This is a genomic window from Pseudomonas sp. lyk4-TYG-107 (assembly GCF_030209055.1).
Lineage (GTDB): Bacteria > Pseudomonadota > Gammaproteobacteria > Pseudomonadales > Pseudomonadaceae > Aquipseudomonas > Aquipseudomonas putida_A.
The window spans coordinates 97387-109452 of the sequence record NZ_JARVST010000033.1; the positions used below are offsets into that span (position 1 = coordinate 97387).

General features: G+C 60.8%; 7 protein-coding genes. 5 read left to right on the forward strand and 2 right to left on the reverse strand.

Features of this window, described 5'->3' with window-relative positions; all coding sequences use genetic code 11:
- Positions 1 to 22: 22 nt before the first annotated feature.
- A complete protein-coding gene (locus tag QRN61_RS25585) occupies positions 23 to 1648 on the reverse strand; it encodes a methyl-accepting chemotaxis protein (RefSeq protein WP_285376073.1) in 1626 nt (541 codons plus the stop codon).
- 409 nt (positions 1649 to 2057) lie between these two features.
- On the opposite strand from QRN61_RS25585, the gene aceK reads away from it, so the two are divergent.
- The 5 genes from aceK to QRN61_RS25610 all read left to right on the forward strand — a co-directional run bounded on the left by aceK (position 2058) and on the right by QRN61_RS25610 (position 10309).
- The gene (aceK, locus tag QRN61_RS25590; RefSeq protein ID WP_285376076.1) at positions 2058 to 3779 is read left to right on the forward strand and encodes a bifunctional isocitrate dehydrogenase kinase/phosphatase; all 1722 of its coding nucleotides are present in this window, start codon (positions 2058 to 2060) and stop codon (positions 3777 to 3779) included.
- 170 nt (positions 3780 to 3949) lie between these two features.
- The gene (hrpA, locus tag QRN61_RS25595; protein WP_285376077.1) at positions 3950 to 7861 is read left to right on the forward strand and encodes an ATP-dependent RNA helicase HrpA; all 3912 of its coding nucleotides are present in this window, start codon (positions 3950 to 3952) and stop codon (positions 7859 to 7861) included.
- A gap of 389 nt (positions 7862 to 8250) precedes the next feature.
- Positions 8251 to 9372: a beta-ketoacyl-ACP synthase III gene (locus QRN61_RS25600; RefSeq protein WP_027614543.1), complete on the forward strand. Its 1122-nt coding sequence runs from the start codon at positions 8251 to 8253 to the stop codon at positions 9370 to 9372.
- Between the two features lie 95 nt (positions 9373 to 9467).
- On the forward strand, positions 9468 to 10082 hold the full coding sequence (locus QRN61_RS25605; protein WP_003222662.1) for an RNA polymerase sigma factor: 615 nt from the start codon (positions 9468 to 9470) through the stop codon (positions 10080 to 10082).
- Positions 10076 to 10309 (forward strand): anti-sigma factor family protein, encoded by a 234-nt coding sequence (locus QRN61_RS25610; RefSeq protein ID WP_027614544.1) that lies wholly within the window; start codon positions 10076 to 10078, stop codon positions 10307 to 10309. Before QRN61_RS25605 ends, QRN61_RS25610 begins: the two co-directional genes overlap by 7 nt.
- A 182-nt stretch (positions 10310 to 10491) precedes the next feature.
- On the opposite strand, the gene QRN61_RS25615 is transcribed toward QRN61_RS25610, so the two are convergent.
- Positions 10492 to 11814, reverse strand: a complete 1323-nt coding sequence (locus tag QRN61_RS25615; RefSeq protein WP_285376079.1) for a putative porin — start codon at positions 11812 to 11814, stop codon at positions 10492 to 10494.
- Between the last annotated feature and the right edge of the window lie 252 nt (positions 11815 to 12066).

Genomic DNA, 12066 nt, shown 5'->3' on the forward strand with positions numbered 1-12066 from the left:
AATCGGGCATTTAATTTTTCATTCAGAGCACGAAGCGCGTCACCAAGCCGTTGAGGTCGATCGCCAGGCGCGACAGTTCCTGACTGGCAGCGGAGGTCTGGGTAGCGCCGGCGGCGGTCTGGGTCGAGAGATCGCGGATGGTCACCAGATTCTGATCAACCTCGCGCGCCACCAGCGCTTGCTGCTCGGCCGCGCTGGCGATCACCAGGTTGCGCTGGTTGATCTGCGAGATCGACGCGGTGATTTTCTCCAGTGCCTGACCGGCACTGTTCGCCCGGCGCAACGTGTGGCTGGCCTGCTCGGCACTGCTTTGCAAGGCGCCGACGGTGGCGCCGGTGCCTTGCTGGATGCTGCTGATCATCAGCTCGATTTCTTCGGTGGAGTTCTGCGTGCGTTGCGCCAGCGAACGCACTTCATCGGCGACCACCGCAAAACCGCGTCCGGCCTCACCCGCGCGCGCCGCTTCGATGGCGGCGTTGAGCGCCAGCAGGTTGGTTTGCCCGGCGATGCCGCGAATCACATCGAGCACCTTGCTGATGTCCTGAGCCTGAGTGGCGAGGCCTTCGGCCTGCTCCGACGCACCGAGCACTGCGCTGACCAGTTCCTGAATCGAGTTGATGGTCTCGCTGACCTGCACATGCCCGTGTTTGCTGTCCTCGTTCGAGGCTTCGGAGGCCTCGGCGCTGGATACCGCGTTGGCCGCAACTTCATCCACCGCCGTGCTCATCTCGGTGACGGCGGTGGCGGCCTGTTCGATTTGATCGTTCTGCTGTTGCAGGCCACGGGTGCTTTGCTCCATCACCGAGCTCATTTCTTCGGCGGCGGAGGCCAGTTGCTGCGCCGATTCGCTTATGCCACGGATGGTCGAGCGCAGGTTGTTCTGCATCTCGGCGAGGGCGCTGAGCAACTGCGCCGCCTCATCGCTACCGTGATCGGCAATCTGGCCGCTGAGGTCGCCGGCGGCAATTTTTTGCGCGACGGACAGGGCCTGATTGATCGGTGCGGTGATGCTGCGGGTCAGCAGCCAGGCCAGCAGCAGGGTGGCGATCAGGGCGACAACGATGATCGTCGCGACAATCCACAGCGCCTGCTGGTAAACCCCGGCAGCAGCCTCGGCGGCGCTGTCGGCGCCTTGCTGGTTGAAGCTGATCATCTGCTCCAGCGCTTTGTCGAGGGTTCGGCCCTGTGGCGCCAGTTCATTGTTCAGACGGGCATAGGCCTGTTCACTTTGCCCGGCGTCGATCTGAGCGATGATCTGGTCCAGGATGCTCATGTACTTGGCGACGTCGCTATTCAAACCGTCGAGCATCGCCCGTTCCGCATCGCTGGCCAGCAGAGCGGTGTGGTCCTTCAGGCGCTTCGACAATTCTTCGCGCTGCACCTTGATGATGCCTTTGCTTGTGTCGCGTACCGCCGGCTGGGTGCTGGTGATCAGGCGCAGGGATTCGAGGCGGATGTTGGCGATGTTCGCCGCCGCATCGTGAATGCTCTCGATGCTGGGCATCCACGATTCCTCGATCACCGTTGCGCTCTCACGCAGATTTTTCATCTGGCCCAGGCCGAACAGGCCGACCACCACCAGCAGGGCGGCCAATACGGCAAAACTCAAACTGGCGCGCAAACCGATGCGCAGATTGCGGATAGACATCAATGTGCTCCTTGATCTATGAGGAAGAGGTCGTCCTCGTGGGCCGAGGATCTTGTTGTGAGGCGGGTACTGGCGGGCTGTATATCAAAGTGCCACTATTTTGGTAAGACCAATCTGTGAGCAGTTCTTCTCTTTCATCGACAGGTGGGAACGCAGCGGTAAAACCGCGAGCCAGAGCGGTGGGGCATGGATTGGATCCGAATCCCAGGGAATTCGCGGGCTTGCGCGGGGCGGCAGACGAGACTGAGAGGGCGGTTAATTGACCGAACGGTCGACTCAAAAAACTTTGATAAAAACTGTGTCGCTGTACAACCCTGCCGCGCTTTTGGCAGAAATTGCACTTCTCCTGCGCACGCATCCGTGGCTAAGCTCAGGCACAGATTTCCACTTGCACGCCGAGGTCTCCTCTATGCCGCAGCAATGGCCAGCCACCGACATCGCCCGCATGATCCTCGATGGCTTTGACGATTACCGCGAGCACTTCCGGCGGATCACCGACGGTGCGCGCGAGCGCTTCGAGCAGGCGCGCTGGCAGGAGACGCAGACCGCGTCGGCGGCGCGGATCAATCTCTACGAAGAAAAGGTCGGCGAAACCATCGCCCGCCTGCGCGAGCATTTCGACGACGAGACGCTGATGAATGTCAGCAGTTGGCCGCTGGTGAAGAGTGCTTACATCAGTGTCATTGACCTGCGTTTCGACGATGAATTGTCCGAGACCTGGTACAACTCGATCTTCTGCGGGCTGTTCAGTCACGACCTGATCAGCGACGGCTGCATGTTCATCCACACCACCCGGCCGAGCCTACGCCGCGCCCGGGCTGCGCAAACCCGCACCTACAAGCCGCAAGGGCAGTTGTCGTCGATGCTCGCGAGCATCTTTGCCGACTATCGCTTCAGCGAGGATTACGCCGATCTGCCCGGTGACCTGCAGCGCCTCGAAGCACAGTTGCGCGAGAATTTGCCGGACTGGGTGTGCAAGGACCCGGAGCTGAGCGTCGAGCTGTTTTCCTCGGTGTTGTACCGCAACAAGGGCGCGTATCTGGTCGGGCGTATCTACACCCGCGACGAGCAGTGGCCGCTGGTGATTCCATTGCTGCACCGCGAGGGTCGGGGGATTCAGATCGATGCGCTGATCACCGACGAAGCCGATGTGTCGATCATCTTCTCCTTCACCCGTTCCTATTTCATGGTCGATGTGCCGGTGCCGGCGGAGTTCATCGGCTTCCTGCGGCGCATTCTGCCGGGTAAGCACATCGCCGAGCTGTACACCTCGATCGGTTTCTACAAGCACGGCAAATCCGAGTTCTACCGGGCGCTGATCAATCACCTGGCCAACACCGACGACCAGTTCATCATGGCCCCCGGCGTGCGCGGCATGGTCATGAGCGTGTTCACCCTGCCGGGCTTCAACACCGTGTTCAAGATCATCAAGGACCGTTTCTCGCCGTCGAAAAACGTCGACCGGGCGACGGTGATCGAAAAATATCGTCTGGTGAAAAGTGTCGACCGGGTCGGGCGCATGGCCGATACCCAGGAGTTCGCCGACTTCCGTTTTCCGCTGAGCAAGTTTGATCCGGCGTGCCTGGAAGAACTGCTGGAAGTCGCGCCGTCTACGGTTTCGGTCGAAGGCGATACGGTGCTGATCCGCCACTGCTGGACCGAACGCCGGATGACCCCGCTCAACCTCTATCTGGAAAACGCCAATGAAGCGCAGGTGCGCGAGGCGCTGGAGGACTACGGCCTGGCGATCAAGCAACTGGCGGCGGCCAACATCTTTCCCGGCGACATGTTGCTGAAGAACTTCGGCGTCACTCGTCACGGCCGAGTGGTGTTCTACGACTACGACGAGATCTGCTTCCTGACCGAAGCCAACTTCCGCCACATCCCCGCGCCGCGCACCCCCGAGGACGAAATGGCTTCCGAACCGTGGTACTCGATCGGGCCGCTGGATGTGTTCCCGGAAGAGTTTCCGCCGTTTCTGTTTGCCGATGCCGGGCAGCGCAAACTGTTCGATCAACTGCATGGCGAGTTGTACAACGCCGATTACTGGAAGGGTTTGCAAGAGGCGATTCGCGCCGGCAAAGTCATCGACGTATTCCCCTACCGCCGCAAAGGCCTCGACAACGAATAACTCCCCCCTGTAGGAGCTGCCGAAGGCTGCGATCTTTTGATTTTGCTTTTAAAAAAACAACATCAAAAGATCGCAGCCTTCGGCAGCTCCTACAGGGGAAGCAGGTCAATCGAGGGCAAATCTGCGACAATCGCCCCCCTGCATAAACAGACGACCGAATTGCGTACCCGATGACCGACGAATTGCCCTCCATCGACAAACTGCTGAAAAACCTCGATCACGCCATGCTCGCCGACCGTCACCGGCTGCGGCGGCAGTTACTCGAGCTGCGCAAGAAACCCGACGAGGCCAAACTGGCCCAGTGGGTGGCGCGCATGCAGGCGTCCTGTGATCAGGTGCTGGCGCGCCGTGCCAGCCTGCCAGTGATTCGTTACGACGACAGCCTGCCGATCGCCGCCAAGCGCGACGAAATCAAGGCAGCGCTGGAGAAGCATCAAGTGCTGATCATCGCTGGCGAAACCGGCTCGGGTAAAACCACCCAGTTGCCGAAAATCTGTCTGGAAATCGGTCGCGGCCAGCATGGCTTGATCGGCCACACCCAGCCACGCCGAATCGCTGCGCGCAGTGTCGCCAGCCGGGTGGCCGAAGAACTCGGCACACCGCTCGGTTCGCTGGTTGGCTATCAGGTGCGCTTCGAGGATCAAAGCGATTCCAACACCCTGATCAAACTGATGACCGACGGCATCCTGCTGGCGGAAACCCAGAACGACCGCTACCTCGAGCGCTACGACACGATCATCGTCGACGAAGCCCACGAACGCAGCCTGAACATCGACTTCCTGCTCGGTTACCTGAAAACCCTGCTGCCGCGTCGCCCGGATCTGAAGGTCATCATCACTTCGGCGACCATCGATCTGGAGCGCTTCTCCAAACATTTCGACGATGCGCCGATTGTCGAGGTGTCCGGTCGCACCTTCCCGGTGGACACCTGGTATCGCCCGCTGACCCTGGAGCAAGACGAAGAGGGCAACCGTGTCGAAGACGACCTGACCGTGGATCAGGCGATCCTCGCCACCCTCGACGAAATTGCCGCCTACGAGCGCAGCGAACGCCGCAGTCCCGGCGATGTGCTGGTGTTCCTGCCCGGCGAGCGCGAGATCCGCGATGCCGCCGACATGCTGCGCAAGGCCCAGCTCAAACACACGGAAATCCTGCCGCTGTACGCGCGCCTGTCGCCGGCCGAACAGCAGCGGATTTTCCAGTCGCACCCGGGGCGCCGCGTAGTGCTGGCGACCAACGTTGCCGAGACCTCGCTGACCGTGCCGGGCATCCGTTACGTGATCGACAGCGGCACCGCGCGCATCAGTCGCTACAGCTATCGCGCCAAAGTTCAGCGCCTGCCGATCGAAGCGATTTCCCAGGCCAGCGCCAATCAGCGTAAAGGTCGTTGCGGGCGGGTTGAACCGGGGATCTGCGTGCGTCTGTACAGCGAGGAAGATTTCCTCGGCCGCCCGGAGTTCACCGATCCGGAGATTCTGCGTACCAACCTTGCCGCTGTTATCTTGCAGATGTTGCATCTGCGCCTCGGCGAAATCACTGCGTTCCCGTTCATCGAACCGCCGGACGGCAAGGCGATCAGCGACGGTTTCAACCTGCTGCAAGAACTCTCGGCGGTGGACCGCAACAGTCAGCTGACCCCGCTCGGGCGCCAGCTGGCGCGCCTGCCGGTAGACCCGCGCATGGGCCGCATGCTGCTGGAAGCGGCAAAACTCGGCAGCCTGCAGGAAGTGCTGATCGTCGCCAGCGCCATGTCGATTCAAGACCCGCGCGAGCGTCCGCCGGAGCGTCAGCAAGCAGCCGATCAGGCCCACGCACAATGGAAAGACACCGACTCCGACTTCGCCGGGCTGGTCAATCTGTGGCGCGGTTTTGAAGAGCAACGCCAGGCGCTGACCGCCAGTCCGCTGCGCAACTGGTGCCGGAAGAATTTCCTCAATTATCTGCGTCTGCGCGAGTGGCGTGACTCTCATCGCCAGTTGAGCCTGATCTGCCGCGACATGCAGCTGAGCCTCAACAAGGAACCGGCGGATTACCCGAAACTGCACAAAGCCGTGCTGGTCGGCCTGCTCAGCCAGATCGGCCAGAAAACCGAGGACGGTGATTACCTCGGTGCCCGTCAGCGGCGCTTCTGGATTCACCCGTCGTCGGGCATCGGCAAGAAGCGTCCGCAGTGGCTGATGACCGCCGAACTGGTGGAAACCACCAAACTCTACGCGCGCATGGTCGCCAAAATCGATGCCGACTGGATCGAGCCGCTGGCCGGGCACCTGATCAAGAAAAACCATTTCGAACCGCACTGGGAGAAGAAGCGCGGCCAGGTCGTGGCCTACGAGCAGATCACCCTGTTCGGGCTGATCGTGGTCGGTCGCCGCCCGGTGCATTACGGCCCGGTGGATCCGCTGGTCTCGCGCGAGCTGTTTATTCGTGAAGGGCTGGTGCGCGGCGAGATTCAGTCGAAAGCCAAGTGCCTGACCGCCAACAAGCAGTTGCTCGAACAGCTCGACGAGCTGGAAGCCAAGGCCCGTCGCCGCGACATTCTCGCTGACGAAGAAACCCTGTACGCGTTCTACGATGCGCGCTTGCCGGCGGAGATTCATCAGACCGCGACGTTCGACAGCTGGTATCGGGTCAACAGCCAGAAAGACCCGCAATTGCTGATCATGCGCGAAGAAGACGTGCTGGCCCGCGAGGCCAGTGAGGTCACCGCGCGCGACTACCCGGACACGCTGCACATCGGTGATCTGGAACTGGCGCTCAGTTATCACTTCGAACCCAATCACCCACGCGACGGCGTGACCCTGCGCGTGCCGGCACCGCTGCTGCCGATGCTGCCACCGGAACGTCTGGAATGGCTGGTGCCGGGGCTGATCGAGGCCAAGTGCATTGCGCTGGTGCGCAATCTGCCGAAAGCCTTGCGCAAGAACTTCGTGCCGGTGCCGGATTTCATCAAGGCGGCGTTGCAGCGCATGACCTTCGCTGAAGGCTCATTGCCGCAAGCGCTCGGTCGCGAGTTGCTGCGCATGACCGGTGCGCGCGTCAGCGATGAAGCATGGGCGGAAGCCGCGCAGCAGGTCGAAAGCCATCTGCGGATGAACCTGGAAATCGTCGACGGCCAGGGCAAGTTCCTCGGCGAGGGCCGCGACCTGGCCGAGCTGACCGCGCGTTTTGCCGAAGCCAGCCAGGCGGCTTTGGCCGTGCCGCAGAGTGCGAAAAGTCAGCAACCGGTGGAGGCCAAGGTCTTCGCCCCGGTGGCGGAAAAGACTCAGCAGAAGATCGCCGGACTGTCGATGACGGTCTATCCGGCGCTGGTGGAAGAGGGTGGCAAGGTCAAGGAAGGGCGGTTCTCGACCCCGGCCGAAGCTGAGTTCCAGCATCGCCGCGCCCTGCAGCGGCTGCTGCTGCAGCAACTGGCGGAGCCGGCGAAGTTCCTGCGCAGCAAACTGCCGGGTATCACCGAGTTGGGCCTGCTCTATCGCGAGCTGGGCCGAGTGGATGCGCTGGTCGAAGACATTCTGCTGGCCAGCCTCGATAGCTGCATTCTGGAAGGCGAAGACCCGTTGCCCCGTGACGGCGCCGGGCTCGCCGCATTGGCCGAACGCAAACGCGGCAGCTGGACCGAACACGCCGAGCGCGTCGCGCGGCTGACGCTGGAGATTCTCAAGCTGTGGCACGGCCTGCAAAAACGCTTCAAGGGCAAGATCGATCTGGCTCAGGCTGTAGCGCTGAATGACATCAAGCAGCAAATCAGCAATCTGGTGTATCCGGGTTTCGTCCGGGAAACACCGATGCAATGGCTCAAGGAGTTGCCGCGTTATCTGAAGGCGGTCGAGCAGCGTTTCGAGAAGCTCGGCGCGCAGGTGCAGAAGGATCGAGTCTGGAGCGGTGAACTGGCCGGCCTCTGGGCGCAATACCAGACCCGCGCCGCCAAGCATGCCCAGGAAGGCAAACGCGATCCGCAGCTTGAACTGTACCGCTGGTGGCTGGAGGAATACCGAGTGTCGCTGTTCGCCCAGCAGTTGGGGACGAAAGCGCCGATCTCGGACAAACGGCTGAGCAAGCAGTGGAGTCAGGTCGAGGCCTGATCCCAAACCTGTGGGCATTTGTGGTGAGGGGATTTATCCCCGATGGGTGGCGAAGCCGCCCCAAAAGCGACCATCTCAGCCCATCAGTTTTGATGAGGGTGATGGTTTGGCGACTGCTTCGCAGCCGATCGGGGATAAATCCCCTCACCACAAAGATAGAGATATGCCCCACATCGGGATTTGGGTTGTGCTTGAGAAAGGCGCCAAAACCTTGGGTTTATGGCAAACTTCGCGACCATAAACGCCGTTTTCGCGACCCAGAGCCTTCGGTGAGGTCGTGATCGGAATAAAGCGATGCCAGGTCAGCGTCCCGCAGACGGGAACAGACCCTTTGTGTGTTGGTACGTCGGTGCCAGCGCTTTCTGCCTGAACAGATTAGAGAAACGACCATGCATAACGTCGTCATCAGCGGCACCGGCCTGTACACCCCGGCCAACAGCATCTCCAACGAAGAGCTGGTGCAGTCTTTCAATACCTATGTTGCGCAGTTCAACGCCGACAACGCCGACGCCATCGCCAGCGGTGAAGTCCAGGCGCTGACCGAATCCAGTGCTGCATTCATCGAAAAAGCCTCGGGCATCAAGAGCCGCTTTGTCATGGACAAGGACGGCATCCTTGATCCTGCGCGCATGGCCCCGCGCCTGCCGGAGCGTTCCAACGACGAATGGTCGGTGCTGTGCCAGATGGCCATCGGCGCCGCTGAACAGGCGCTGCAACGTGCCGGCAAGACCGCCGCCGACATCGACGGCGTGATCGTTGCCTGCTCCAATCTGCAACGCGCCTACCCGGCCATCGCCATCGAAGTCCAGGAAGCACTGGGCATTCAGGGTTTCGGTTTCGACATGAACGTCGCCTGCTCCTCGGCGACCTTCGGCATTCAGGCCGCGGCCAACAGCGTGCAACTGGGCCAGGCCCGGGCGATCCTGATGGTCAACCCGGAAGTCTGCACCGGTCACCTGAACTTCCGCGACCGCGACAGCCACTTCATCTTCGGTGACGCGGCGACGGCGGTGATCATCGAGCGCGCTGACCTGGCGACGTCCAAGTACCAGTTCGACGTGGTCAGCACCAAACTGCTGACCAAGTTCTCCAACAACATCCGCAACAACTTCGGCTTCCTCAACCGCGCCGCGGAAGAGGGCATCGGCGCCCGCGACAAGCTGTTCGTGCAGGAAGGCCGCAAGGTGTTCAAGGACGTCTGCCCGATGGTCGCCGAGCTGATCGGTGAGCACCTGGAAGAGAACAAACTCAACGTCGGCGACGTCAAGCGCTTCTGGCTGCACCAGGCCAACCTGAGCATGAACCACCTGATCGTGCGCAAGCTGCTGGGCCGTGAAGCCACTGAAGAAGAAGCGCCGGTGATTCTCGACACCTACGCCAACACCAGCTCTGCCGGCTCGGTGATTGCCTTCCACAAATATCAGGACGATCTGGCCGCCGGTTCGCTGGCGGTGCTGAGCTCGTTCGGCGCCGGTTACTCGATCGGCAGCGTGATTCTGCGCAAGCGCTGAGTGCGCCTGAAAAGATCGCAGCCTGCGGCAGCTCCTTGTAGGAGCTGCCGCAGGCTGCGATCTTTTGCTTTCGACCATCTGAAAACGAGGCGTGCATGGCCGCAACGGACGACACCCAACTGCTCGAACGTCTGCTCGCGGGTGAGCAAAAGGCTTTCAAGGAGCTGGTCAGCACCTACCAGAGCGCCATGCGCGCCGTGGCGTATGCCATCGTCGGCCAGCGCCATGTCGAAGAAGTGGTGCAGGACGCCTGGCTTTCGGTGGTGCGCCACATCGGCAGCTTCGAGGGTCGTTCCAGTCTCAAGACCTGGCTGCTGACCATCACCGCCAACTCGGCCAAGAGCCGCTACAAACAAAACCGCCGCGAAGTGTTGATGGATGATCTGCCGTCACCCCACGGCACCATCGATGACGACCGTTTTTCGCCCGGTGACGGCCATTGGCTGGTGGCGCCATTCGCCTGGCATCAGGACACCCCGGAAGCCTTGCTCACCGAAAGCGAGTTGCGTGACTGCCTGGAGCACACCTTGCTCAGTCTGTCGGAACTGCAAAGCAGCGTGTTGCTGCTGCGCGAGCGCCAAGGCCTGGAGCTGGAAGAGATCTGTAATCTTCTGGAGATCTCGCTCTCCAATGTCCGTGTGCTGCTGCATCGGGCGCGGCTGAAAGTCTTCGCCACGGTGGAGCATTTTGAGGAGACCGGCGAATGCTGACCTGCAAGGAACAAGTGGCACGCTCCAGCGATTATCTCGATGGCCAATTGAGCTTTCGCGAGAAACTGCTGGTGCGCCATCACCTGATGTTCTGCCCCAACTGTCGGCGGTTCATTCGTCAGATGCGTTTGATGCAGGCCACGTTGAAGGCGATGCCGGAGAGGCCGCAAGAGGGTGTGGATGCGCTGGCTGAGCGTCTGGCCGAGCAACGCCGTAAGGAAAAATAGAATCTCACTTGTAGGAGCTGCCGAAGGCTGCGATCTTTTGATCCTCAAAAACAAGATCAAAAGATCGCAGCCTCCGGCAGCTCCTACAGTGTTTTTGCATCCTGCAGAAATAGCCCGACGCAGACGAAACGAACGGATGATGGGGATCGTTCCGCCCGCATCAGGCTATAGGGTGACGCTTTTTAGAACTTGGCTTCGGCATCCAGCTGCAGAGTGTTGGTGTCTGCGTCACGCTGGGTACGGCTGGAGAAGTCGGCCTTGGTCAGGAAGTACGTGGCGCCGATGGCGAAGTTCTTGTCGATGTCGTAACCGACCTTGAACTTGTGCCCACGGGAACCGGTGGTGCCGTTGGCGAAGTCGGAGTCGGTGAACGCGCCGACCACGGCGTCACGCTGTACGTCACGATAGTTGTAATCCAGGTTCAGACCGAAGACTTTCGACTTGGCGCCGACCAGCCACGCGGTATCGGCGTCGGTCACGGCATCGTTGTTCTTCACGTATTGACCGTAGAACGACAGCGGCATCGGCAGACCGCCAATGTCGATCTGGCTGAAACCTTCGTACAGGCGGAACTCGTTGTTGGCCGAGTTGCCGTTGACCGACAGCGCGCACGGTGTGGATGTCCCGGTGCAGCGGCTGTCTTCGTCGTTCTGGTAGGCGTAGACGCTGCCGCCCAGGGTCAGTTTCAGGTTGTCGGTGATCGCGAAACGGCTGCCCAACTGCCCGGCAGTCAGACGCAGGTCGTGACGGAATTGCACGCCTTCGCCGTCGACGTTGTCTTTGAGGGTGTAGTTACCCAGGCTGCCGAACAGTTCGGCGCTGCTGCCCAGTGGATATTTGTAGGTGACGGCCAGACCTTCCGGGTTGATGTCGCTGTCCCAGATCACGTCGCCCATGCTGACCCACGGTTGCAGCATCTTGCCGCCGATCACGTGCAGGTTCTTGATGGCATCGGGGTGGTAGTCGATGTAGCCGAGGTCGAGCCAGATCTGCTTCTTGTCGAAGTAGTTGTCCATGTCCTGGTTGGTCGAACGGGCATCGTCGCCGCCGCCGGTGGCGATACGAATACCGGTGTCGACTTGCGGGTTGATCTCGGTGTAGGCACCCAGACGTGCGCGGATACGCTGGCGATCCTTGTCACGGCCGCCGTTGTTGGATTCGCCGTCGATCTTGACGGTCTCCTGACGAATACGCACGTCACCCTTGAACTGAGTCTTGGCGGCCCAGGCGAGTTTCTGGTCGAAGGAGCTCAGCTCGTTGGTTTTCTTCGCGGTTGCCGCGATTTGCTCGTTGGTCTCTTGCTGCGCCTGCTGCGCGATTTGCTGAGCCTTCTGATCCTTGGCCAGTTCAGTTTGCAGTTCGATGTACTGCGCCTGGGAAATGGAACCGTTGGCCTTGAGCATGTCGAGCAGTTTGGCGTCGACTGCAGCACTGGCCGGAACGCTTATGGCCAGCAACAGGCCACCGCACAAGGCCGCCGCAGTTTTCGTGGAAGCAAGACGCATAGCAATCTCCGAAGATGAGAGGGATGGCAGAACCATCCGGGGCACACCGACGCGTACGTCGGAAAACAGTGTCCGGGTAGACCCCGGCGCTCTAAAAACAGGAGCGAGTATCGCGATGGTTTATGACAGAGCAGTGGCTAAGTGATGTCATGTCGATGACGATACAAAGTCCTCGTGAACTATTGAGCTAGAGCACTGTCGTCCGATTGCTCGTGTGCAAAGGGCAGCGATAAGCGATACTCGCGGGGCTTT

Excerpts from the sequence above, each read along its gene's own strand:
- QRN61_RS25585 (WP_285376073.1), bottom strand. The coding sequence starts at position 1,648 with ATGTCTATCCGCAATCTGCGCATCGGTTTGCGCGCCAGTTTGAGTTTT.
- aceK (WP_285376076.1), top strand. The coding sequence starts at position 2,058 with ATGCCGCAGCAATGGCCAGCCACCGACATCGCCCGCATGATCCTCGAT.
- hrpA (WP_285376077.1), top strand. The coding sequence starts at position 3,950 with ATGACCGACGAATTGCCCTCCATCGACAAACTGCTGAAAAACCTCGAT.
- QRN61_RS25600 (WP_027614543.1), top strand. The coding sequence starts at position 8,251 with ATGCATAACGTCGTCATCAGCGGCACCGGCCTGTACACCCCGGCCAAC.
- QRN61_RS25605 (WP_003222662.1), top strand. The coding sequence starts at position 9,468 with ATGGCCGCAACGGACGACACCCAACTGCTCGAACGTCTGCTCGCGGGT.
- QRN61_RS25610 (WP_027614544.1), top strand. The coding sequence starts at position 10,076 with ATGCTGACCTGCAAGGAACAAGTGGCACGCTCCAGCGATTATCTCGAT.
- QRN61_RS25615 (WP_285376079.1), bottom strand. The coding sequence starts at position 11,814 with ATGCGTCTTGCTTCCACGAAAACTGCGGCGGCCTTGTGCGGTGGCCTG.